This window comes from Paenalcaligenes niemegkensis, from assembly GCF_022230885.1.
Classification (GTDB): Bacteria; Pseudomonadota; Gammaproteobacteria; order Burkholderiales; family Burkholderiaceae_B; genus Paenalcaligenes; species Paenalcaligenes niemegkensis.
Map to the genome: position 1 here is coordinate 1,106,415 of NZ_JAKGCT010000004.1, position 24,917 is coordinate 1,131,331.

A 24,917-nucleotide genomic window follows, 5' to 3' on the forward strand; every position below is an offset into this window, starting at 1 on the left:
GAATCCCCATCCTCTCCGGTAACAAGCTCTTCTGAGCTTACAACCGGGCAGGCTGAAATCCCTGCAGCACCTGCTGTGTCGGCAGCAGAGTCGGTTATCGAGCCTGCTCAGGCAACGACAAGCCTGCCAATCATTGCTGAAATTGCTGAAGAAGCCCCTAAGCCACAGCAGCCTGCTGCGACAGAAGCAAGTGAAGCACTTGATACTCTGCTGGCCCAAAGCTCGCTTCAAATGGTAGAGACCCGGGCTGATGCTGAACGCAACGTGCAAGCTTACGAAGCGCCTAAAGCTCCGGCACAGCGCCCAACCCGTACTCGGGTCAAGGTGGCCGCAGAAGCTGAAGCCCTGGTGCAGGTCGAAACGCAAAACGACAACACCTCTGTCACTACGCTTGCACAAGCTCCTGAAGATATGCCGCCGGCGCCAGCCGAGGCTCAGCCAGTCTCCGAAGCTCCTGTACAGGTTGCAGAACAGTCTCCCGAGCCGGAGCTTATCGAACAGCCCCAGGAAGCCGATACTGCAGTTCGCCACGAGACTGAAGCCTCTGCTTCCGAAGCAGGTTCTGTCGCAGAAAGCGTTGTATCAGAGCCCGCCCCTTCTATTGATGTTCAAAGCTCCATACCAGAGCAAGCAGAAGAGCCAGGCCACATGCAAGCTGAACCAGAAGCCTACGTGGACGAGCAGCCGCTACAAGCCGCAGCAGAGTCTCAGCCCGAAGCTGTAGCAACCTCAGACGAAACAGTTGTACCGGAAGAAGCCACAGCTTCTGCCACGACCGTAGCCGTTGTTTCCGAAGAGCTTGAGTCCGTATTACAGCAACGTGGCCTGGAGCTTGTAGAAACCTCTGCTACGGCTGTCACAGAAGCCTACGCAGCTCCTGCTGTCAAACTGGGGCGTCCCCGCAAGGCACCCGTGCAGATCGAGTCAGAGCCCCTTGAGCTAGTCGAAACCAAGTAGCTTTAACTCCAAGCACAGAAAGGGCCTTGCTGGTGAACTCCAGCAAGGCCCTTTTTAATACCCTATCTTTAGCGTTTTAACGGGGCAAGACCAAAAAAATGCCCATCATTGCAGTTGTGGATCAGAAACTGTAATGATGGGCAATGTCGTTAAAGGACGACGGCCACGCTGTTAGACAGGCTTATGAACGGACTCAGCAGGCTGACGGGTTAACAGCGCAATAAGTTGAGCGATCTCCAGCTGCATTTCGCGGCGATCGAGCACCATGTCAATCGCGCCTTTCTCAAGCAGAAACTCGGCTCGTTGAAAACCTTCAGGCAACTTTTCACGTACGGTCTGCTCAATAACACGTGGACCGGCGAAACCAATAAGCGCGTTAGGCTCAGCGATGACTACGTCTCCCATGAATGCAAAACTGGCTGACACGCCGCCCATCGTAGGGTCTGTAAGCACACTGATAAAGGGCAGGCCCGCCTGAGACAGCTGCGCAAGCATGGCATTGGTTTTAGCCATCTGCATAAGCGAGAACAAGCTTTCTTGCATACGTGCGCCACCCGAGGCCGCTACACAAATGAAGGCAGAACGAGACTCGATAGCGGCTTTTACACCCCGTACAAAGCGCTCACCCACTACCGAACCCATGGACCCGCCCATAAACTCAAACTCAAAAGCAGCGACCACGGCAGGAACGGCCAATATAGTACCGCTCATTACGACCATGGCTTCGCTTTCACCGGTAGTACGGGTTGCCTGGACAACACGATCCGGATACTTTTTGGTATCCCTGAACTTAAGCGGGTCTACAGGACGTGTATTGGCGCCTATTTCGACCCGACCTTCGGCATCAAGCAATGCATCGATGCGACCACGTGCGTTGATACGCATGTGATGAGCGCACTTGGGACAAACGTTCAGAGTAGCCTGCAAGTCTTCTTTATATAACACTGACTCACAAGACGGGCACTTCACCCACAAACCCTCCGGCACTCGACGGCTACTTTCATGGCCGCGGTTAATCATCGGAGGTAGAATTTTCTGGATCCAGCTCATGGTGCAATCCTGTTATTAGGCAACGAGCTATGCGTTGTCAGTAAATTTTGATGATATGCGCCTATGCAAAGCACAAGCGCATGATTCTATACGGAAATGCAATGAACAGGCTAGTTTAAAGCACGGTGTATTTCATGTAACCACGTTGAGGCAGCGGCTATGGCCGCCTGATCTGTGCCTTCATCGGCATAGGCCTGCTCCATGGTTTCGATAAGCTTACTTCCGATAACGACGGCATCAGCGCATGCACTAAGGCGTCTGGCGCTTTCAGCATCACGAATACCAAAGCCCACGCCGACGGGAATCGTAACGTAACGGCGAATAATTTCAAGCTGCTTTGCCACCTCGTCGGTATTCAGCGTTCCAGATCCAGTGACCCCTTTGAGCGACACATAGTAGACATAGCCCCGTGCCACCTCGGCGATCAGCTTCATGCGCGCTTCGGTGGACGTAGGAGCCAACAGGAAAATAGGATCGATACCGGCGTCGGCGAGCAGCTTGGCGAATTCCACAGACTCTTCAGGGGGATAGTCCACAGTTAATACACCATCTACCCCCGCCTCGCCTGCTGCGCGAGCAAAGACTTCCTGGCCCATGGCTTCAATCGGGTTGGCGTAACCCATCAGCACCACAGGGGTCTTGTCGTCGGTTTCGCGAAACTTGCGTACCATATCAAGGACGACGCTCAGGCTGACCCCGCGCTTCACAGCACGTTCGGCGGCGCGCTGAATAACCGGACCATCAGCCATCGGATCGGAGAAAGGTACGCCAAGCTCGATAACATCCGATCCCGCTTCCACCAGAGCGTGCATTAACGCAGGCGTAATTGTCAGGGAGGGATCACCCGCAGCAATGTATGGAATTAAGGCCGTGCGACCATTAAGTTGCGCAAAGGTTGCTGACAAACGCGCGTTAGAAGGTTGTGACATAGTAATTTCCATAACGACTACAAGCTGATGCCGCTGTATTCAGCGACCGTGTGCATATCTTTATCGCCGCGGCCCGAAAGATTAACCAAAATAATTTGATCACTGGACAGCGTGGGAGCCATCCGCACAGCGTGGGCGATGGCGTGGGAAGATTCGAGCGCAGGCATAATGCCCTCGATACGGCAGCAGTCGTGAAATGCCTTGAGAGCCTCGTCGTCGGAGACCACTGCATATTTGGCACGCCCGCAATCCTTGAGCCATGCATGCTCTGGTCCCACACCCGGATAGTCCAGGCCTGCAGACACGGAGTGCGTACTTTGCACCTGACCTGCTTCATCTTGCAGTACATAGGTGCGGTTTCCGTGCAATACACCAACAGAACCCGCCGTTAGTGAAGCCGAATGTTTTTTGTGTCCAGCCCTTTGCCGGCGGCCTCTACTCCAATCAGCTCGACATTCTCGTGATTAATGTAGGGGTAGAAAATACCCATGGCATTGGAGCCGCCACCTACTGATGCCACCACGAAATCGGGCTGACGGCCGGTTTCTTCAGGCATTTGCTCAAGGCACTCGGTTCCGATAACAGACTGGAAATCACGAACCATCATGGGATAAGGATGCGGCCCTGCGACGGTACCAATAATGTAAAAAGTGTTTTCTACATTGGTAACCCAATCACGCATGGCTTCGTTAAGCGCGTCTTTTAATGTTTTCGAGCCCGACTCTACAGGCACTACCGTGGCACCCAGCAACTTCATGCGATATACATTGGAAGCCTGTCGGCGTACGTCTTCGCTGCCCATGTAAACCACACACTCAAGACCGTAGCGAGCAGCAACCGTAGCGGTGGCTACCCCATGCTGACCGGCCCCTGTTTCAGCGATGATGCGAGGTTTGCCCATGCGCTTGGCCAGGAGTATCTGTCCGATACAGTTATTAATCTTGTGCGCGCCCGTGTGATTGAGGTCTTCACGCTTAAGCCAGATCTGCGCACCACCCAACTCGTCGGACCACCGTTTCGCATGATAAACAGGTGATGGTCGGCCCACGAAATGCTTTAGCTCGTAGGCGAATTCTTGTTGAAAGTCGGGGTCATTCTTGTATTTTTCGTAGGCTTCGCGCAGTTCGTCTAGGGCATGGACCAATGTCTCGGCCACAAACGAACCACCAAATCGACCGAAATGACCTTCGTAATCGGGTAGTGTGTAAGATTTCAAGGCTTTACTCTCTTTTTAATCGAGTCGTTACGGCTCAATATCGAACCGCCACATAAATAAGTATTTTACCAGTTCAAGAGGCCCTATTGACGAGAGGCCTCAACCCCGGGGATCTCTTGCAATGCAGCAAGGGCACGCTGTATCTGTTCGCCGTTGGTGACCTCGATCGTAAACGTCATCTGGCTTAAGGAACGGCGACTTTGCGTACTAACGCCCACCACGTTCACGCGCAATCGGGCAAACACCTCAGAGATATCACGTAACAGGCTGGGTCGTTCCTGGGCGTTGATATGCAAATCGACCGGATACAGGGCGTCGCCGGTGTCGCCCCAGTCGACGTCAATGGCTCGCTCAGGCTGGCTTAAAATCAAGCCAGCGTAAGAATGGCAATCGCTACGGTGTATAGAAACACCCCGCCCCCGTGTCACAAAGCCGACTATGGGGTCAGGAGGAGCCGGACGACAACAGCGTGCCAGTTGCGTTAACAATGAATCAACACCCACCACCAGGACCCCACTTTTCCCAGTGCGGGTAACGCTGGAGGTGGCATTCGAAAACACCCTGGTTTCCGGGTCAGTCGTACCGGCGGGCGCCTGCTTGAAAGAATGATCGATATGCCGCAGGCTAAATTCGTCTTTAGCCACCGCCACGTATAGGTCGTCGGCTCGGGCAAAACCCAGGCGCTGCGCCAAAAGCTCCAGATTCGTCGCGGTCTTGCCGAGCCTCTGCAACTCTTTCTCGACCATGGTCTGGCCCTGAGAAATGCGTTGCTGCAGTTCAACCGCATTAAACCAAGCCCTGACTTTAGCGCGTGATCTTGGGCTGGCGAGAAACCCTAGCTGCGTATTTAGCCAGTCACGCGAGGGACCGCCCGACTTGGCCGCAATGATCTCTACCGTTTGCCCCGTACTGAGCTTAGTGAGCAAAGGCACCATGTGGCCATCGACTTTGGCACCACGGCAGCGGTGCCCAAGATCAGTATGCAGGTAATAAGCGAAGTCGACTGGTGTCGCGCCCACGGGCAGCTCGATTACACGCGCTTGTGGCGTCAGGACGTAAATATGTTCGCCGCTGGTCCTGCCCTGCTCTTGCCCCGGATCAGCATGCGCAGCCTGGACATCGGTACTACCAGGCTCGGCCGGCGTATTTTTGTCCCATGCCAAAAGCTGGCGCATCCACGCTACTTTTTGTTCATCGGCAGTGGCAGCTACAGTTCCACCAGCGCGGCCTGCCTCTTTGTAGCGCCAATGTGCGGCCATACCGAACTCGGCAAACTCGTGCATTTCATGAGTACGGATCTGAATCTCGATATTGCGCCCTTGCTCATCCGCAACCACGGTATGTAATGAACGATAGCCATTAGGTTTGGGCCTGGAGATATAGTCATCGAACTCAGCGGGGACAGGTGTCCAGAGCGCATGAACCAGCGCCAGAGCGCTATAGCAGCTACGCTCGTCATCAACAATAATGCGCAAAGCCTGCAAATCAAACAGCTGATTGAAGTTTAAATCTTTATTGCGCATCTTGTTCCAGATGCTGTAGATGTGCTTGGGCCTGCCATATACCTCGGCCTGCATTCCCTCTTCTGCGAGCGATTCAGTGAGTTGCTTCACGACCGCGGTAATAAAAGCTTCGCGCTCGACACGCTTTTCTTCCAGTTGCTTGGCAATATCTTTATAGGTGGCTGGCTGCAGAAAACGGAAAGCCAAATCTTCCATTTCCCATTTTACCTGCCAAATACCCAGACGATTGGCCAAAGGCGTGTAGAGCTCCATGGTCTCTTTGGCAAAGGCCTGAGGACACGGGGTTTTACTTTCAGCATACCAGCGTAAGGATTGCAGCCTTGACGCCAGTCGCAACAGCACAATGCGAAGGTCAACCGCCATGGCAAGCAACATGCGCCGCTTCATTTCTTTCTGGTCGCTACCGGGGGCAGCCTGGTCATGGGACTGGCCGGTTAGGGTGCCCAACCTATATAGCGCACGCGTCCCCTGCACCAGTTTGGCAACTTCAGGGCCAAACTCTTTTAATATGTCATTATCTTTGATGCCGCTGCTTTTTACTTCCGGCTCAGGCAGGACTGCCAGCAGCGCACTTGCGCGAGTTACCGCATCTGATCCCAGGCTCTGCAAGATCTCGACAACGTGAGCACTATGAGAGTCGAGGGCCTCTCCGGTATTGGCTAAAACCCCGTTTAAAGGAAGAGCTACGGTTGCAGCCGCCGTGTGCAATAGCCGGGTTCCGGCCTCATCCAGATCCGCACACACCTTTTCAAGCCAACGGGGACTGAAGACCACGCGGGCAGGTAATTCGTCAGGAATAGCATCTGAAGTTGAAACGGGCATAGCGATCAAGGTGTGGCGGAACAAAAGCAGCAATAGGTTTCAATATACTATCCTGTAAAGACCCGTACCGCGAGTATTCCATTATGTCCGCAAAACATCATCAAAAAATGCTTCCCTCTCGGGAAAACAGGATAATGCGGGCCTTTATCCGAATATTCGTTAAAATTACTTAATTATTACGGCAACCTTTTAAACCCACTACGGGCAATGATGCCCGCACCGAAGGTTTGCCCCTATTGCTTTGTTTTAAGCTGGAGCTGAAAAATGACTCACGTCGTGACCGAAAACTGTATTAAATGCAAATTCACTGACTGTGTTGATGTGTGCCCGGTAGACTGTTTCCGTGAGGGTCCCAACTTTTTAGTGATCGATCCCGACGAGTGTATTGACTGTGCAGTCTGTATTCCTGAATGCCCTGCTAACGCAATCTATGCCGAAGAAGATGTACCGCAGGATCAAATGCACTTTATTGAACTCAACGCCGAGCTTACCCCTGCGTTTGGCATGATCAACCGGTCGAAAAAGCCACTGGACGATGCTGACGACTGGAACGGTGTGGAAGGAAAACTACAACACCTTGAGCGTTAATGCGCAAACATCGTTCTCCGCCAATAAAAAAGAGGCCCTACGCCTCTTTTTTTATGCTTACTTATTGCTGCAATGCAATGAAAAGACAATAGTAAGCGCACGCTGGCGCGAACTACTCTACACTCCAATAGTTTGTAGCTTCAACCACTTACCCGCTTATTTTCTGCTGCGATGTAGCAGCGTAAAAGACTAAATATGCTCTATCACCTGCACGAATTTCAGCGCACTATGTTGGCTCCCTTTGTGGCGCTATCTAACCAAAGCTCAACTCTGTTTTCGCACCCCTATAGTCCGTGGTCCTATACCTTGCTGTCCAAACAGCTGGCTGCCAGTTACGAGCTTCTTTATAGACTCGGTAAAGATTACGAAAAGCCTGCATGGAATATACCGTCGGTTCAGGTGGCAGGCAAAACGGTAACTGTTGCAGAGCAAGCCGTCATATCGATGCCGTTCTGTAATCTGGTGCACTTTGAACGTGTGGGCGTTGATGACTGCGCTCCAAAGGTATTGATTGTTGCCCCTATGTCCGGACATCACGCAACCTTGCTGCGTGACACCGTGCGGACCATGCTGATGGATCACGATGTCTACGTTACCGACTGGATAGACGCACGCATGGTAGCTCTGGAAAACGGTCCCTTTCACCTAAGTGACTACGTCCGCTACATAGAGCACTTCATTGAAACGCTGGGCCCTGCCATCCATGTCATGTCGGTTTGCCAGCCCACCGTTCCTGTGCTGGCTGCCCTGTCAGTCATGGCAGCTAAAAATATGACATCGCTTCCGCGAAGCATGATTATGATGGGCGGGCCCATTGACCCACGAGAATCCCCCACCGAGGTCAATTCGTTAGCAACGACCAAGCCCTACTCGTGGTTCAAAAACAATCTGATACACCGCGTTCCCAGCCGATACGCGGGAGCAGGTCGCAACGTTTACCCTGGGTTCTTACAGCACGCCGGGTTCATCGCCATGAACCCGAACCGCCATATGCATTCACACTATGATTTTTACCAGCATCTGGTTCAGGGCGACGATGGCGACGCCGAGGCGCACCGACGTTTCTATGACGAGTACAATGCAGTCATGGACATGCCCGCCGAATTCTACCTGGATACCATTAAAATCATTTTCCAGGAACATCGCCTGCCCAAAGGCACATGGGAAATCGACGGCATTGTGGTACGCCCTCAGCGCATTCAAAACATGAGTCTGTTCACGATCGAGGGCGAACTGGACGATATCTCAGGTGCAGGCCAGACTCGCGCAGCACAAAAACTATGCAGCGGCCTGGATCCTGAACGCAAAACCCATTACACAGCGCTGGGCAGTGGACACTATGGGATATTTTCTGGGCGCCGATGGAGAAATCAAATCTATCCTAAAATAAAAACATTTATTGCTGACGCCGATCAGTTCAGCAACGACTAGATCGTTTCACCCTTAATCTCTTAAGCGTCAGGGGCCAATAGGCCCCTGTGTTATTTATTTATGAGCCTTGTCTCTTTAACGGATCGCATTAACCAGCTGCTCCCGCAGACTCAGTGTACGCGGTGCGGCTACGATGCCTGTAAACCTTATGCCCAGGCCATTGCCGAACAGGGCGAGCTTATCAATCGCTGCCCGCCGGGAGGGCCTGAAGGCATTGCCGCTTTGGCTAAGCTAACCGGACAGGCCGCTATTGCGCTTAATAAAGACTGCGGTGAGTTTAAGCCCCAGACCGTCGCAGTCATTGACGAGGCGCACTGCATCGGCTGCACCTTGTGCATACAAGCCTGCCCTGTAGACGCAATCGTTGGCGCCAATAAACTCATGCACACTGTTATAGCCGATCAATGTAGCGGCTGTGACTTATGCATTGCCCCCTGTCCGGTGGATTGCATCGTCATGGTCGAGAGCGATCCCTGGACCGACGCACAGGCTGAAAAAGCCCGCTTAAACTTTGAACGCCGCCAGGAACGTCTGGCCAATAGACACGGCGAAGACAATCTGCTCGCAAATCGCGTACTTGCCAACAAGCCTGAGGTCGCCCTTGCCGCAGATGAACCTGAACGCCGCAAAGCCAGCATTGCCGATGCACTGGCACGTGCTCGCGAACGACGCGCCAATCACCGCACAACCTAGTCAGTCATGAACGCCACCATCCGAACTGAAATTTTTAGCCGCTTCCAGGCAGCCAACCCGAAGCCCACCACCGAACTTGAATACGACAGTACGTTTCAGCTTCTTATTGCTGTAATTTTGTCGGCGCAGGCCACGGACGTCTCGGTCAACATCGCAACTCGTCGTTTTTTTCCACTCATGGTACTCCGGAAGGAATTTTAGAACTGGGCGAAGAAGGCCTTAGCGACTGCATCAAAACCATCGGCCTGTTTCGAACCAAGGCCAAAAACGTAATTCGAAGCTGTGAAATTTTATTAAAAAAACATCACGGAATTGTGCCTAGCGATAGAGAAAGCCTTGAAGAGCTTCCTGGCGTCGGCAGAAAAACGGCAAATGTCGTGCTGAATACGGCCTTTGGCCAGCCCACCATTGCCGTCGATACACATATCTTTCGTGTCTCGAACCGCACAGGCATTGCCAAGGGCAAGAATGTACTTGAGGTTGAGCGACGCCTTGAACGCCTGATCCCCAAAGAATTCCTGCTTGATGCTCATCACTGGCTGATTTTGCACGGACGCTATATTTGTGTCGCACGAAAACCCAAGTGTCCGCAATGCGGCATTTCGGATTTATGCGAGTTCAAAGATAAAACGCCTGCCACTACGTAAATACGATAAGCCTAAACTATGTAAAACCCGCATAGTCTAAAGCGTGGCAAGTGTCCATAATTTTTACATTGCACACCTACAAACATCGAGCGCAACAGCATAAGAACAACTGGACTGTTACCTCGTCATTCAAGTAAAGGTGGGTCATGGGTGAAACCACTCTGGAAGTGATTAACTTGCACGTATGGCGCGGTCAAAATCATATTTTGCAAGGCATTAACTTGCACGCCTGCCGTGGCGAAGTGGTGTGCGTCATTGCTGATGATTACCAAAGCCGTAGAAATGCCCTTCATGGGCTTATGGGCATTGGTGCGAAACGTGAAGGTTCGGTTCGGGTACACAACATTGAGTCGGTACATCTGGATGTGCTGGCAATGGGCAACCTGGGAATAAACTATTGCTCCAAATCCACCGGTGTGGTCCGCAACTTAAGTTGCGAGGAAAATCTGTTGCTTCCCTTAACCAACATGGGCATGGGGGGCGGACTGCCTTTGGGTGAAATCTACAGCTTGCTGCCGATGCTGAAACTGAACAAAGATGTTCCTGCCATACGATTGCCACCAGGAGAACAGCACATGCTGTCCGTTGCCCGGGCATTGCGCGGGGGGCCGACCTATTATTGATTGATGATTTATTGGCTGGCGTTGCCCCGACTATTCAAAAAAATGCCCTGCAACTGATCCAAACCTTAAAAGATCGGGGCTACACCCTGATCATGGCAGAAAGTACGGGCGACCACATTCAGCACATGGCTGATCGCCTGTATTATTTTCAGAATGGTTTATTGCATGACAATCAAATGACGGTAAATTGCTGATTCAAGAGAGCTGCACACCTTTACACCGCAGTCGCCTGCTCACGGCCCAGACCCAGATAGCTTTCGATGATCCGCGGGTTGCCGCTTAACTCGCTGGCGGCACCTTCAAGCACCATATCGCCGGTTTCCAGGACATAGCCGTAATCCGCAACCTGCAAGGCGGCCCTGGCATTTTGCTCAACCAGCAAAATGGAAACACCCGTTGAACGCAAACGCGTAATAATTAAAAGATTTCACGCACAATACGCGGAGCCAGCCCCAGGCTGGGCTCATCAAGCATCAACAATGTAGGGCGCGCCATCAGTGCCCGCCCCACCGCCAGCATCTGGCGTTCGCCCCCTGACAAGGTGCCGGCCAACTGCTGACGTCTTTCTTGCAGGCGGGGGAACAGTTCATAAACTTCATCTATAGTGCTTCGCCAGTTTGAGACCCCTTGTCGATACAGTCTAAAACCGCCGAGCAACAGATTATCCTCTACGGTCATACTGGAAAAAAGCTCACGCCGCTCCGGTACCAGTGACATACCGGCTGCGACCCTGCGCTCGACTTCCCAGGAAGAAAGCTCTTTACCCTCATAGCAGATTTTGCCCTGGCTGCGTCCTATCAGGGGCAATGAACCCATGATTGAATTTAGCAAGGTGGACTTTCCTGCTCCATTCCCGCCAATAACCGTCACAATGCTGCCTTTTTGAACACGTATGCTGGCGTCGGCAACCGCAGTTACCTTTCCGTATCGCGTCGACAGGTGCTCCACGCTGAGTACGATATCGTTGCTTGTGCTCATTACACCCCCTTTGGCATAGACTGAGACGCCATCGCCGGTGTTGCGGCTGCGCTGCCGGAACCAGAAGCGCCAGCCAGCTCATCACCATCGAAATCGTCATCAATGCCACCCAGATACGCCTGTAGCACTGCCGGATTCTGCTGCACAGTTTTAGGGTCTCCCTCAGCCAGCTTGGTTCCAAAATCCATAACGACCAAATGGTCGGTCAAACGCATAACGAAATCCATATCGTGCTCAACCAAAAGAATGCTCATGCCTTCATTTCGAAGCTGGGTCAGCACTTGTGCAAGGTCTTGTTTTTCTTTGTACCGCAAACCTGCTGCAGGCTCATCAAGCAAGAGTAAGACAGGGTCTGCGGCCAGTGCCCTGGCGATCTCCAGCAAACGCTGCTGCCCTAAAGCCAGATTGCCAGCTTCCTCGTATAGATAGTCACCAAGGCCTACTCGCTGCAACTGCTGGGCTGCCTCGTGCAACAGCTCGCTTTCGCTGCGCCGGTCAGTATGAAGAAGCGCAGAAAACACCCCCACTTTCCGCCGCAGGTGGGCGCCCAGGGCCACGTTTTCTATCACAGACATCGTAGGCACCAACTGCACATGCTGAAAGCTTCGCCCTACTCCTAGCTTTGCGATCTCACGCGCCCGCAAACCATCAAGTCGATGGCCTAAAAAACTGACTTCGCCACTGGTGGCGGGCAATACACCCGTAATCAAATTGAAGGTTGTGCTTTTTCCAGCGCCGTTGGGCCCGATCAAGCCCATGATCTCACCCGCCTTAAGTTGAAAGCTGATGTCATTGACTGCCACCAGCCCACCGAATTCTTTACGGGCATCCTTCACATCCAGCACCAGAGTATTGCTTTCCGGACGTGCCCGCCGCTCTAGCTGTGCGGCTGCCAAAGGAGGGTGCGTCTGCTTCCTGGCTCCCCGTCCGCCCGTCAGGCCATTCCACACACCGGACACCATGGGCCAGACTCCATCGCGTGTGTACTGCAGCACAAAGATCATCAAGAGACCAAAGACGATCAGCTCTACGTTGGTGTTGGTATCAAACACTCGTGGCAGCCAGTTCTGTAGCTGGTCTTTGAGGCCGAGTATCAGTGTTGAACCAATAACGGCTCCCCAAACACTGCCCGCGCCACCCACCACCGCCATAAATAGATACTCAATACCATAATTCAGCCCGAAGGGGCTTGGACTGACAGCACGCTGCAAATGAGCGTAGAGCCAGCCTGAAATGCAGGCGAGCACTGCCGCATACACAAAGATAATTATCTTGTAGACAGCCATATTGACGCCAAAGGACTCAGCCATCCCAGCCCCGCTACGCAAGGAGCGGATTGCTCTACCCGGGCGAGAGTGCAGCAAATTGTGAGTGGCCCATAAAGCCAGCAACAAAATGGCCCAAATCAGATAATAAATATAGCGCCCGCTACCTAATGAAATCCCAAAGAAATTTAAAGGCAGCACTCCCGAAATACCATCATGCTGGCCCAAAAAACTCAGATTTCCGAAGAGATAATACAAAGACAGCGACCAGGCTATCGTTCCCAAGGGCAAATAATGCCCAGAAAGTCGCAGCGTAATGGCCCCTATCAACGCGGAAAACACGAGCGTCAGTCCGATGGCTACAAGCAAGGTTAGCCAGGGCGAGATTCCTAGCCTGGTACTGAGATAGGCCGTGGTATAGGCTCCTATGCCAACAAACGCTGCCTGCCCGAACGACGTCAGGCCGCCAATACCGGTCAGCAGCAACAGACCCAGCACCACCAGACTACTCATGCCTATATAGTTAAGCTGGGTAATCCAGAAGGTAGGCACGGCATCGAGTTGCGGCAGTACGATCAGCACCGCCACCACAAGGACTAATAGCAGGCGATTCATCGGCTTAGTCCTCATCTTCAACAACAGAAGCGCCCAAAGAGCGCCAGAGCAACACAGGAATAATCAAGGTAAAAACAATGACTTCTTTATATGCGCTTGCCCAAAACGAAGAGAAGGCCTCCAGAATACCTACGAAAATAGCGCCCGCCGCCGTAATGGGGTAGCTGACCAAACCGCCCACAATCGCTGCCACGAATCCTTTCAGGCCAATTAAAAAACCGGTGTCATAATAAATGGTGGTGACAGGTGCGATTAACATGCCGGACAGGGTTCCTATGCCTGCAGCAAGGGTGAAGGTAAGCTTTCCCGACATCACGGTACTGATCCCGACCAGGCGTGCGCCACGCCGGTTCACCGCAGTCGCCCGCAACGCCCGACCATATAAAGTGCGGCCAAAAAACAGCCATAAAGCAGTAATCAGCAGTGCACACGAAGCCAGTACAAATAATGTCTGCGCCGACCACACCATCTCACCGATGCTAACGTGTCCATCCAAAAACGCCGGCGTACGCCACCCCTCGGCACCGAAGAAAACCAGTCCCAAACCAGTGAGCGCAAAATGCACAGCTACCGATGTGATAAGCAACACCAGCACACTGGACTCGGCCACGCGCTGATACACCAGCCGATACAACATCGGTCCCAGCGGAATCACTACCGCCAATGAGAAGAGAACGCTTAGCCAGAGCGGCGTTTCCGGGCCAATCACGTAGGGACTGCACCAGTACAAAGCCCAAGGCAGCAACAGAGCCCAGACAGCCGTAAGCCATAAGCTGCCGAAGGACTTACGGCGTATCGCGCTAAGCAGCTCAAGCATAAAAACCAAGAGGCCGGCGATGATCAACAAGAAAATAGTCCCGGGTTCGCGACCATTGATGACAAAAGCCAAGGTCAACGCCCCATAGGTCACAAACTCGCCCTGCGGTATAAAAATAACGCGCGTTACGGCAAATACCAATACCAGGGCCAAGCCGAGCAACGCATAGATGGCGCCATTCAACAGACCGTCCTGCAACAATATCAGAACTACAGTGGTATCCATTTAGGCAACACCATGATCAACGGAATAAAACATCGATGTGCAAACACAAAGCATCTGACACAGTGAACCAAGGAGCCGTAAAGGCGGCTCCTTGGTGACAAGATTGCTGGCTAACCATCTACTAATTAAAGATCAGGCTGATAGGTCCACTTGCCGTCCACCACCTTAACCATCACACGGGCGCGCTCATCAAGACCCGAATGATCGGTAGGCGTCATGTTGAAGACCCCTTGCGAGGCCGAAAGATCGGTGGTTTTTTCGATGGCATCACGCAAAGCCTTACGAAACTCGGGTGTGCCAGGTGTTGCCCCTGATTCAAGTGCCACCGGAATGGCCTCGCTAACCAGCAGGCCAGCGTCCCACATATGTCCCCCAAAGGTGTTGATCGAACCTTCGCCATATTTATCTTCGTACAGCTTTTTATAGGCCAAGGCAGACGCTTTGAGGGGGTTATCGTCGGGGAGCTGATCGGCCACCAGCAAAGGCCCCGCAGGCAAGATCATGTCGTTGCAGTCTTTTCCGCAAACTCGCAACACGTCGCTGTTGGCTGCACCATGCGTTTGATAATAAATGCCGCTATAACCCCGACTTTTCAATTCTCGCTGTGGTAGAGCCACTGGAGTCCCCGAGCCGGCTATCAATACCCCATCCGGTTTGGCACCAAGCAGTTTCAGAGCCTGGCCGGTGACGCTGGTGTCGTTACGGTTATAGCGCTCAACCGCCACGACCTTAATGCCTTTGGCCTCAGCTGCTTTGGTCATGACGTCTAGCCAGCCATCGCCATAAGCGTCGTTATAGCCAATAAAACCCAGGGTCTTAATGCCTTGTTTTTCCATAGCGTCAGCTAAGGCTCCCGCCATTAACTGGTCGTTCTGGGGTGTTTTAAAAACCCATTGACGTGCGCCTTCTACCGGCTCGACGATGCGCGCATTAGCAGCGACGCTGATCAAGGGCGTTTTGGTCTCGTCAGCTACGTCCACCAGTGCCAGGGAGCCGGGTGTCACTGAAGTGCCAATGACAATATCCACATTGTCTTCAGAAACCATTTTGCGCATATTGCGCACTGCAACTGTCGTGTCTGTCGCATCGTCTAATACGATGTACTGTATTTTTTGCCCCGCAATTTCAGTCGGCAGTAAACTGACTGTGTTGCGCTCGGGGATTCCCAGGGAAGCCGCAGGACCGGTGGCCGCTACGGTAATTCCGACCTTAACCTGAGCCATTGCCGCCATTGGCAATGCAAGCGCTATAGCACCGGCCAGAACCGTGCGACGTACAGACGTGGCAAGCTGCATCGTTGTCTCCAATAATTCAATTAGTTATGCGTTCTTTTAGCCGCAATTTCATTTGTTATACAGTTTTATAACTAAAAACAGTTTAAACGTATCAAATTGATGACAATACCAACATTAGTGTTTACCTTTAACGTCCCTATAAATATCGCTTGCCTTGCTAATTTAGCCTCAACGGGAACCTAGCTTGCCTGACAGGGTCTTCTACAATAGGAGCAAAGTCCCTGAAACGTTGCCTCCAAGGCGCGGCGTGGCAATCGGCCTCTTGTGCAACATCCTGTTTTTGCGCTACCGGACTACGAAACACAGACTAAAAGCTTTAACATGTAGAGCTTGTCCCTTGATCTCGTCTATATATAGGTATTATTTTGACTAAAGTTCATAAAAGTAAAGAAGAGTGGCGAGCCATTCTGTCGCCTCATGCTTTTCAGGTTACCCGCGAACAAGGTACAGAACGCCCCTACACTGGAGAGTTCTGGGACACCAACGACGCAGGTATTTATCGTTGCGTCTGCTGCAGCACCCCTTATTTGAATCAGACACCAAGTTTGACGCAGGCTGTGGCTGGCCCAGCTATTTCGCTGCCCTGAATCCCGATAACGTTCGTGAAGAAGCTGACACTTCACACGGCATGACTCGCACCGAAATCATCTGCAATGTTTGCGATGCGCATCTGGGGCATGTTTTTCCCGATGGCCCGCCGCCCACAGGGCTACGTTATTGCATAAACTCTGCAGCCTTAACCTTCGAAGCTACGCCTGACGCCTAATATGAAAAAGCTTTTATTCGATTTATTTCCATTAATTTTATTTTTTATTGCTTTTCGTAACTTTGACATTTACACGGCAACAGGCGTAACAATGGCAGCGGCGGCATCCCAGATTCTATGGTTGAAAGCCCGGCGCAAACCTATAGAGACCACTCACTGGATTAACCTGGCTGTTATTGGCGTTTTTGGTAGCGCCACCTTGTTTTTTCAAAACGACGCATTCATTAAATGGAAACCTACCGTTCTTTATTGGGTGTTCGCTGCTATTTTGCTGGGCAGCCACTGGTTGCTGCAACGTAACCTAATGCAAAAAATCATGGGTGGGCAAATTGTATTGCCAGGCAAAGTATGGGACAAAATGAACTACAGTTGGGCACTGTTTTTTATCGTCTCCGGAGCACTGAATTTATACGTAGCCTTTTCCGGCCGCTTTAGCGAAAGCCAGTGGGTCAACTTTAAAGTATTTGGCCTGATGGGCTTATTAATTGTTTTTGTTATTATTCAGTCGTTGTGGCTAGGTCGTTATCTAAAAGATCACAGTGCCGCTAACGACGATCAAATATAATCATTGCCATGTCTGACATTAATCTAGAACGTATTGCTACGCTGAAAACGCGTTTAGCCGATCTCGCGCCCTCACATATCGAGGTCATCGACGAATCCCATATGCATGTGGGTCATGCAGGCGCCAAAGGGGCGCTGCGCACTTCCGGCTGCTTATCAGCTCGCAACAATTTGAAGGACTTTCTACACTCGCTCGTCATAGACTTGTGTATGATCGCGTTCACGACCTTATGCCTCACCCTATACATGCGCTATCCATACAGGCTAGCGTTAACGCTTAACGAAGGACACTCATGAAACGATTTGCTGCACTTGCTTTAACTTGCGCTTTGGCAGTTCCGGTTTACGCTCAAAATATAGCAACCGTCAACGGTAAGGCAATTACCGAAAAACAATTGGACGAGTTCGTCGCTTTATTAATAGAGCAAGGCGCTAACGACAGCCCGCAACTACGCGAACAGGTTAAACAAGAACTCATTGGCCGTCAGGTCGTGGTGCAAGCCGCCGAGAAAGCCGGGCTGGAAAAACGTGCTGACGTTAAGCAGGAAATAGAACTCGCACGCCAGGGTATTCTGGTGCGTACGTTGATGTCGGATTATCTGAAAAAGAATCCGGTTTCCGATGCAGACGTAACCGCCGAATACGAAACGCTTAAAAAACAGGAAGCCGGCAAGCAAGAATACAAAGTACGCCACGTATTGGTTGAGGACGAGCAAGAAGCCAAGAAACTGCTCGCCGACATTAAAGCCAAAAAAGTTACTTTCGATGAAGCCGCTAAAAAGCATTCTATTGATACCGGGAGCGGCCAGCGCGGTGGTGATCTGGGCTGGGCAAGTAGCGACAACTACGTACCCTCTTTCTCCCAGGCAGTACAGGCTCTGAAAAAAGGCGAACTTAGTCCCAACCCAGTCGAGTCGGAATTCGGTTGGCACATCATACAAGTAGACGATAGCCGTGCATTGCAATTTCCGGAGCTTAGCGAAGTCAAGCCGCAAATTGAAGACATGATGCGCCAGACTAAACTCAACGAGTACCAGGAAAGCTTGTTTAAGGCTGCTGACATCAAATAGCACAGACGATAAGCAGCCAACTAAACCGCTGCTTTTCGCTTGCTAAAAAGAAAAGGCTGATTCTTAAATAAGAATCAGCCTTTTTTGTGGATTACTTTATCCGCCCTAGTCGTCCAGGCCCAGCAATGCCTTTAAAGCGTCTTCATCCAGAACCGTGACCCCTAACTCTTGTGCGCGGCGCAGCTTGGTACCTGCCTCGACCCCAGCCACCACGTAGGCCGTTTTGGACGACACCGAGCCACTGACTTTACCGCCAGCCTCGAGAATGCGGCGCGTAGCGTCGTCACGCGTCCAGGTGGGCAGTGTTCCTGTCAGCACAACAGTTTGCCCGGCCAACACCTGGCTGGAAGCCGTAGCAGCGACCGTTTCGTCAATCGTGACCCCCGACTGCAGCAGCTTGACGATTGCTGCCCGATTATGCGGTTCGGCAAAGAAGTGGGCGATTGATGCCGCAACTACCGGACCGACCTCGGAGACTTGAAGCAAACCTTCCTCGTCGGCTTCCATAACATTTTCAAGCGTACCGTAATGCTTGGCCACGTCGCGCGCCGTCGCTTCGCCTACGTGACGAATACCCAAGGCATAGAGCAAACGGGCCAGGCTCGGATGTCGAGCCGTATTAACGGCTTTAACCACATTTTCGGCCGATTTACGTCCCATCCTAGGCAAGGACAACAGCTCTTCAACGCTTAGGGTGTAAAGGTCCGCCAGGGTTTTGACTCTGCCGGTATCTACCAGTTGCTCAATCAGTTTCTCGCCTACACCATCGATATCGAGCGCTTTACGCGAAACCGCATGTGCCAAATTCTGTTTGCGCTGCGCCGCGCAAACCAGTCCCCCGGTGCATCTGGCAATGACTTCATCCTGGGGCTTTTCAATCGCCGAATCACAAACCGGACAGGTAGTGGGCATGATGAAGGCTTGAGTGTGCTCAGGACGTAGATCAATTACGGGCCCTACCACTTCGGGAATTACATCACCAGCACGACGGATAATGACAGTGTCGCCAATACGTACGTCTTTGCGCCGTATTTCGTCTTCATTATGCAGGGTGGCGTTAGTTACTGTCACACCACCCACAAACACAGGCTTTAGCCGTGCTACCGGTGTAATGGCACCTGTACGTCCTACCTGCACGTCAATGCCCAGCAATTCGGTAGTTGCCTCTTGGGCAGGATATTTGTGGGCCACGGCAAAGCGCGGCGCACGAGCGACAAACCCCAAAACCCGCTGCTGATCGAGGTAATTGACCTTGTATACAACACCATCAATATCAAAGGGCAAGTCAGGGCGAGCGTCTTCGGTGCGACGGTAATAACTTAATAGGCCCTCTACCCCTTTAACCACCGCGTAGGTACGGCTGACCGGAAAGCCCAACCGCTGCAGCCACGCCAGCATTTCAGCCTGGGTTGCATAAGGTTCGGGAAACTCGTGATTCAACTGTGCCAGCAGGTCTTGCTGTGGACTCGGTTCGGACACGCTGACCTCACCCCAGCCGTAGGCATAGAAGCGCAGCCTGCGCTGAGCTGTAATACGAGGGTCAAGCTGCCTTAGGCTTCCTGCCGCTGCGTTGCGCGGATTAACAAATACCTTCTCGCGCCGGCGCTGCTGCTGAATGTTCAGCTGTTCAAAATCCGCATGATTCATCAGCACCTCACCGCGCACTTCAAGAACTGCGGGCCAGGTTGTGGGCTTGCCCATCAACCGTAAAGGTACAGAAGGAATCGTACGGATATTCGAAGTGATGTCTTCTCCGGTCAAACCGTCGCCTCGCGTCGCTGCGCGCACAAGCATGCCGTTTTCGTATCGCAGGCTAACTGCCAGGCCATCGAATTTGTATTCAGCGTTGTACTCGACCTGCTCTGCCAGACCGATCAGCCCAGCAGCCCGCAAGGTATCCGTCACACGTTTGTCAAACGCGACGAGCTCATCCTCGTCAAAGGCATTACCCAAAGACAGCATAGGCACTGCATGCTGTACTGTTGTAAAACCCTCCATAGGTGCCGCGCCTACGCGCTGGCTGGGTGAGTCGGAGCTGACCCATTCTGGATGCTGAGCTTCGATTTCTTGTAGCTCACGCATTAAGGCATCGTATTCTGCATCAGCAATAATGGGGGCATCCAAAACATAATAACGATGATTATGGCTGCTGATTTCTTGCTTCAAATCTTCTAAACGTAATCTGGTCACGCAAATACCCTTGCTGTACGGGACTCACCGGCGGTGAATCCTGCACGCTCTAGCTGTTGATACATAGCAAAAAGCTGTTCGTCTATACCTTGATCACTGTGCTCGGGCAGTGGCCGTCCCTGATCATCAAGAAGTTCCCCACCCAGTCGCAACGCAAGGTCTCGTCCTACACAAGCCATACGGCTGAAGGCCTGTTCGTCAGCCGGGCTATTGGGCAGATCGAGCAACAGATCAATGCGCTCTACGCTGGCTGACTTGACTTCGTCGGCCAGCAAACCGTCAAACAGCACACTGAAACGTGGAATTCCGGAATCGGCCAGCCACGCCGTCTGGCGGCCATAATCCAAAAACCCAACCTCACGGATGACGCTCAGCACTTGCTGGAAGCTTAAGGGACCTGCCAATCGCACGCTAAGACCAACTTGCGCATCAAGCTCGGCACATAAGGCGTCGAGCTGGTGGGCCCGGCGCACGACATCGTCTTGCTCAGGCCCCTCGACAGAGGCATCAAAATGCTGGGCTACACTTTGAGCGGCGGACCACAGCCGCGACCATTCTATAGCCGTTAAGGGCCCCGCACGATTGGCGAGCAATACCGCCAACTGCATCGAGCTATAACTTTCACCTGAGGCCAGCTGGGTGCGATGAGTACCGTGCTCAGAGGTAGCAAAAAGCGTAAAGGCTTTGCGTCTGCCCGTAAGTGATCGTGCAAAATCTGAGCCAGATCCTGGCCTGAGACCGGAGAGGCAAAGGCAATATCAATGACGGCTTCGCAGGCGGCGTCTACCTCGTCATGCGCGTCATTAGCACTATCTTTCAAGGAGTCGGCAATACGTACTGTAGGTTCCTTGCGAACCGTCGAGCTGGCTACGTGGCTCATGAGAGGATCATTGTCAGTTTCGGGAAACTGCGCCGCCATCTGTTGGCGTACCCTGCGGTCTTGCCACCAATTAAACAGCAGCACAAGCGCGATGACAATTACGCCTAAAGAAATCAATCCGATTTGTAAATCACTCATAGTGCGACCTGTATAAATAAAAGCATGTTTGCGGCACCGTTAGGCCTCGACCATTTGCATTGCAGACTCTACATCTACAGCAACAATGCGCGAAACCCCCTGCTCTTGCATCGTAACGCCCACTAGCTGCTTTGCCATGTGCATTGCTATTTTATTGTGAGAAATAAATAAAAACTGCGTTTGCTCACTCATGCTACTGACTAATTTAGCGTAGCGCTCGGTATTTGCATCATCCAGGGGCGCATCCACCTCGTCAAGCAAACAAAAGGGAGCCGGATTAAGCTTAAACAAAGCAAAGACCAAAGCCGTTGCCGTGAGCGCCTTTTCACCTCCCGACAGCAAATGAATCGTGCTGTTACGCTTGCCCGGAGGCTGCGCCATGACCAACACTCCTGCATCCAGGACTTCGTCTCCGGTCAGGCTGAGCTTCGCTTCGCCGCCTCCGAATAGTTTAGGAAACAATTCACCAAAATGGGTGTTTACGGCATTAAAAGTTCCTAGCAGCAGTTCGCGTATTTCCTTGTCTATTTTACGTATGGCATCTTCAAGGGTGTCGATTGCAAGGCTGAGGTCTTCATGTTGACCATCTAAGTAATTCTTGCGCTCATTCGCCGTTGCAAGTTCTTCCAGGGCAGCTAAGTTTACTGCGCCCAGACCCTCGACCTGGCGTGAAATACGCTGTACTTCTGATTGCAGCCAGCCCAGCCGCCGCCATTGCTCAGGCTTATCCGACAACGCTAGAGTTAAGGCTGCCCTATCCACTTTACGTTCATTCAGCAGCTGGCTGTATTGCTCCAAAGCAAGCCTGGCTGCCTGTTCTTGCAGTTGAAGCTCGGTGACCTGTTGCCTTAAAGGCTCGACCCCCTGCTCTATTTGCGTTCTTTCGGCTTCTGCACTACGTAGATCTGCAGCGACCGCATCCAGGCGCGTACGGGCCAGGGACAGAAGTTCTTCACGTTCGGCACGCTCTTCCAATGCCTGCTGTAAACCTGCCTGCGCAGCCGAGGCATCCATTTCAGTCAGCTCGCCCTGCAAACTGCTCAACTCGTTCTGCGACCGTAACAACTGCTCTTGTGCCAATCTCTGCGTTCTGGAAAGTTCTTCGTTGCGCGCCTGGAGCAGGCGTTCAGCGTGCTGCGCCTCTTGAACGATGCGCTCTCTGTCCCGAAGCTGATGGCGTGCTTCGGCCACTGATGCATTTAATACTTCGCCGGCCTGTTCTGCTTGCGACCAAAGCTCTTGGGCTTCAAGCAGCTGATCTGACAGCTCGCCCTGATCATGCAAGTTTTCTTCTTCGCGGGCGATAAGCTCTTCGTGGTTCGCTGCCAGCTCACTTAACTCCGAGTCAATGCGGCGAGATCGTTCGCTGGATTGCTGCGCCTCTTGGGTCAGACGGGCGTGCTCCATCTGTACGGCATGCAGCCTTGCGGTCAGCTCAGCTACCCGCTGGCGTGCCGGCGGCAAGGATTGTGATAGCTGACTCCATTGCTGGTGAGTACGTTCGGCCTGCTGCTGCCCCTCTTCTACGTCCAGTTGACTGGCTTTAATTTCTTTCTGAACATTTTGTATTTCTTGTTGCCGCGCCAGTACACCAGCTTGTGCATGATCTGGTGCGTAGAACTGTACCGTCAATGCATCAATGAGATGCCCTTGCGGAGTAATGAAACGCTGTCCTGGCAAGAGCGACTCGCGCTGGGCCAGTGCGGTTTCAAGACTGTCGCTCACCAAGGTGTCAGCTAACCAGCTCGTCAGCAAATGCTGCAATGCCGGATTGACCAGCTTAAGCTTATGCACCAGGCTGCTCTCAGGCGGGGGAGTGCTCGGGCCAACTCAGGCAACTGGACAAAACAAACGCGAGCAGGCGGAGGGTCGTTAATCGCCTGCATCAATTGCGATAGCTGGGACAAGGAAATGGCCCCCACACGCTCTCGCAACGCGGCCTCGACTGCAGTTTCCCAGCCCACAATGATATCCAGCTGTTGCCAAAGCCTGGGAAGGTCTGCAAAGCCATACTGAGCCAGCCATGGCTCAAGCTTATCGTGACGCTGTACATCAGCCTGCAATTGCTCCAGGGCTGCCAGCCTGGCCTCTAGCTTGGTGTGAACTGCAGCCCGCTGCTGCAGTTCACGAGCGGCCTGTGCGCGGCTCTGCTCGTGTTCGGGCAATTGAGACTCAAGCTTATGCAACTGTTGCTGTCCTTGCGCCAATTGCTGCTCTAACTGTAAAAGCTCGCCATCAAGATGTTGTAGATCCTGAGCATCAGGCGCGGCTAACTGGCTACGCTCATTTTCCAGACGCTCACGCCGCAGCAGTAACTGCTGCGTTTGTCGCTGAATATCAGCACCCGTCTGTGCCCGCAGTGCCAGAGCCTGTTCGAGACGCGCGACTTGCTGGCGCATTTCGTCGCGCCTGGATGCCAGGCTTCTTACCTGCTCTTCCAGTTCAGGCAAGTTATCTTGTATATGTTCGGATCGAGCCTCGGCTTCAACAATGGCAATCGCAGCCTCTTCAAGCTTAAGCTGCAACTCGTCGAGCTCTTCAGCACAATGCTGTTGTTGCTCGGCCCATTCACCTTGCTGTTGAGCCAGTTGTTCCTGGCGGCTTTGCATTCGTGAGCGGGCATCGATCACATGCTTGATCTCGGCCTCAAGGCTGCTGGCTTTAGCACCCGCCTCAAAGAGAGTGGACTGCGCCGCATGCACCGCATCGCCAGCATCAAAGTGAGCCTGGCGCAAACTTTCAATTTTAAGTTCAAGGCCACGGACGCCGCCTATGGCCGCCTCAACCTGGGTTTGGGCCTGCTCGATGGCCAGATATTTTCTTTGCTGATCGTCCCGGGCACTGTTTTCGCGAAGCAGCCATAGCAAGTGCTGCTTTAACTCGCCCTCTTGCTGCAGCGACTTATACTGCAAAGCCACTTCCGCCTGTTGCTCCAGGCGCTCTAGCTGCGCTTCAAGCTCACGCAAGATATCATCAAGACGTATGAGATTTTCACGCGTATCAGACAGACGGTTTTCTGTTTCCCGACGGCGCTCTTTATAGCGCGACACACCTGCAGCCTCTTCTAAATAAACACGCAGTTCTTCAGGCTTGGCTTCAATGAGCCTGTTGATCATGCCTTGGCCAATAATGGCATAGCCGCGGGCGCCCAGCCCGGTACCAAGAAAAATATCGTTGATGTCGCGGCGGCGCACCTGCTGATTATTAATGAAGTAGCTGCTCGTTCCATCGCGAGTCAGTACTCGACCCACAGATATCTCTGTGTAAGCACCCCACTGCCCCGACGCACGGCCCTCAGAATTATCAAATACCAGTTCTACCGAGGCTCGAGCTGATGCCTTGCGGTTACCGCTGCCGTTAAATATGACGTCTTGCATTGACTCGCCACGCAACTCAGACGCTCTGCTTTCACCCAGCACCCATCGTACGGCATCAATAATATTTGATTTGCCACAACCGTTGGGACCCACCACCCCTACCAGCTGACTCGGTGTAGGAATGACGGTGGCATCAACAAAGGATTTGAATCCGGCGAGTTTAATGTGTGTTAAGCGCACGAGCGTGAGTGGCGGAGAATGAATAATTTAGCAAAAAAGCCACGTATGAAAAACGCAGCAAAAGTACCAGGCAGCAGC

16 protein-coding genes and 6 pseudogenes are annotated in these 24,917 nt (G+C 52.6%); 10 read left to right on the plus strand and 12 right to left on the minus strand.

The features are described 5' to 3' along the window. Window positions 1-1,128: 1,128 nt before the first annotated feature. The 4 genes and pseudogenes from accD to L1889_RS09385 all read right to left on the minus strand — a co-directional run bounded on the left by accD (window position 1,129) and on the right by L1889_RS09385 (window position 6,497). Window positions 1,129-2,007, minus strand: coding sequence for an acetyl-CoA carboxylase, carboxyltransferase subunit beta (accD, locus tag L1889_RS09370; protein ID WP_238664909.1), 879 nt, complete (start codon window positions 2,005-2,007; stop codon window positions 1,129-1,131). Between the two features lie 110 nt (window positions 2,008-2,117). Beyond that, the gene (gene trpA / locus L1889_RS09375) at window positions 2,118-2,936 is read right to left on the minus strand and encodes a tryptophan synthase subunit alpha (protein ID WP_238664910.1); all 819 of its coding nucleotides are present in this window, start codon (window positions 2,934-2,936) and stop codon (window positions 2,118-2,120) included. 17 nt (window positions 2,937-2,953) lie between these two features. After that, window positions 2,954-4,152 (minus strand): annotated as a pseudogene (trpB, locus tag L1889_RS09380) (tryptophan synthase subunit beta). Between the two features lie 83 nt (window positions 4,153-4,235). Beyond that, entirely contained in the window at window positions 4,236-6,497 is a 2,262-nt protein-coding gene (locus L1889_RS09385) for a RelA/SpoT family protein (protein ID WP_238665899.1), read from the minus strand. Window positions 6,498-6,761: 264 nt separating this feature from the next. Here L1889_RS09385 and fdxA point away from each other — a divergent pair, with 264 nt between their 5' ends. The 6 genes and pseudogenes from fdxA to L1889_RS09415 all read left to right on the plus strand — a co-directional run bounded on the left by fdxA (window position 6,762) and on the right by L1889_RS09415 (window position 10,673). Next, on the plus strand, window positions 6,762-7,085 hold the full coding sequence (gene fdxA, locus L1889_RS09390) for a ferredoxin FdxA (protein WP_238664911.1): 324 nt from the start codon (window positions 6,762-6,764) through the stop codon (window positions 7,083-7,085). Window positions 7,086-7,280: 195 nt separating this feature from the next. Further along, complete coding sequence (locus L1889_RS09395) at window positions 7,281-8,516, plus strand: polyhydroxyalkanoate depolymerase (RefSeq protein WP_238664912.1); 1,236 nt, start codon at window positions 7,281-7,283, stop codon at window positions 8,514-8,516. A 60-nt stretch (window positions 8,517-8,576) separates the two neighbouring features. Next, the gene (locus L1889_RS09400; protein ID WP_238664913.1) at window positions 8,577-9,209 is read left to right on the plus strand and encodes an RnfABCDGE type electron transport complex subunit B; all 633 of its coding nucleotides are present in this window, start codon (window positions 8,577-8,579) and stop codon (window positions 9,207-9,209) included. Between the two features lie 6 nt (window positions 9,210-9,215). Continuing rightward, window positions 9,216-9,856, plus strand: a pseudogene (gene nth / locus L1889_RS09405) (endonuclease III). Window positions 9,857-10,002: 146 nt separating this feature from the next. Further along, window positions 10,003-10,479, plus strand: coding sequence for a P-loop NTPase family protein (locus tag L1889_RS09410; protein WP_238664914.1), 477 nt, complete (start codon window positions 10,003-10,005; stop codon window positions 10,477-10,479). Next, entirely contained in the window at window positions 10,476-10,673 is a 198-nt protein-coding gene (locus L1889_RS09415; protein WP_238664915.1) for a hypothetical protein, read from the plus strand. The genes L1889_RS09410 and L1889_RS09415 overlap by 4 nt, the downstream gene beginning before the upstream one ends. A gap of 20 nt (window positions 10,674-10,693) precedes the next feature. Here the strand turns inward: L1889_RS09415 and L1889_RS09420 are convergent. From L1889_RS09420 to L1889_RS09435, 4 genes and pseudogenes are all read right to left on the minus strand, one after another. Continuing rightward, window positions 10,694-11,457, minus strand: a pseudogene (locus L1889_RS09420) (ABC transporter ATP-binding protein). Beyond that, the gene (locus L1889_RS09425; protein WP_238664916.1) at window positions 11,457-13,337 is read right to left on the minus strand and encodes a branched-chain amino acid ABC transporter ATP-binding protein/permease; all 1,881 of its coding nucleotides are present in this window, start codon (window positions 13,335-13,337) and stop codon (window positions 11,457-11,459) included. Before L1889_RS09425 ends, L1889_RS09420 begins: the two are co-directional and overlap by 1 nt. Before the next feature lie 4 nt (window positions 13,338-13,341). Then, window positions 13,342-14,379, minus strand: a complete 1,038-nt coding sequence (locus L1889_RS09430) for a branched-chain amino acid ABC transporter permease (protein ID WP_238664917.1) — start codon at window positions 14,377-14,379, stop codon at window positions 13,342-13,344. Between the two features lie 125 nt (window positions 14,380-14,504). Continuing rightward, window positions 14,505-15,674 carry an ABC transporter substrate-binding protein gene (locus tag L1889_RS09435; protein ID WP_238664918.1) on the minus strand — a complete coding sequence of 390 codons (1,170 nt, stop codon included), beginning with the start codon at window positions 15,672-15,674 and terminating at the stop codon, window positions 14,505-14,507. Window positions 15,675-16,036: 362 nt separating this feature from the next. Here L1889_RS09435 and msrB point away from each other — a divergent pair. The 4 genes and pseudogenes from msrB (at window position 16,037) to L1889_RS09455 (ending at window position 18,074) form a co-directional block, all read left to right on the plus strand. Continuing rightward, window positions 16,037-16,440: pseudogene (gene msrB, locus L1889_RS09440) on the plus strand (peptide-methionine (R)-S-oxide reductase MsrB). A gap of 1 nt (window position 16,441) precedes the next feature. Beyond that, entirely contained in the window at window positions 16,442-17,005 is a 564-nt protein-coding gene (locus L1889_RS09445) for a septation protein A (protein WP_238664919.1), read from the plus strand. A gap of 8 nt (window positions 17,006-17,013) precedes the next feature. Further along, window positions 17,014-17,285: pseudogene (locus L1889_RS09450) on the plus strand (BolA family protein). A 12-nt stretch (window positions 17,286-17,297) separates the two neighbouring features. Next, a complete protein-coding gene (locus L1889_RS09455; RefSeq protein ID WP_238664920.1) occupies window positions 17,298-18,074 on the plus strand; it encodes a peptidylprolyl isomerase in 777 nt (258 codons plus the stop codon). Between the two features lie 105 nt (window positions 18,075-18,179). Here the strand turns inward: L1889_RS09455 and ligA are convergent, their stop codons facing one another. The 4 genes and pseudogenes from ligA to smc all read right to left on the minus strand — a co-directional run bounded on the left by ligA (window position 18,180) and on the right by smc (window position 24,839). Then, complete coding sequence (gene ligA, locus L1889_RS09460; protein WP_238664921.1) at window positions 18,180-20,264, minus strand: NAD-dependent DNA ligase LigA; 2,085 nt, start codon at window positions 20,262-20,264, stop codon at window positions 18,180-18,182. Continuing rightward, window positions 20,261-20,872, minus strand: a complete 612-nt coding sequence (locus L1889_RS18790) for a cell division protein ZipA C-terminal FtsZ-binding domain-containing protein (RefSeq protein ID WP_308217618.1) — start codon at window positions 20,870-20,872, stop codon at window positions 20,261-20,263. Before L1889_RS18790 ends, ligA begins: the two co-directional genes overlap by 4 nt. Then, window positions 20,830-21,282 carry a hypothetical protein gene (locus L1889_RS18795; protein WP_308217619.1) on the minus strand — a complete coding sequence of 151 codons (453 nt, stop codon included), beginning with the start codon at window positions 21,280-21,282 and terminating at the stop codon, window positions 20,830-20,832. The genes L1889_RS18790 and L1889_RS18795 overlap by 43 nt, the downstream gene beginning before the upstream one ends. Window positions 21,283-21,321: 39 nt before the next feature. Further along, a pseudogene (gene smc / locus L1889_RS09470) lies at window positions 21,322-24,839 on the minus strand (chromosome segregation protein SMC). Window positions 24,840-24,917: the final 78 nt, after the last annotated feature.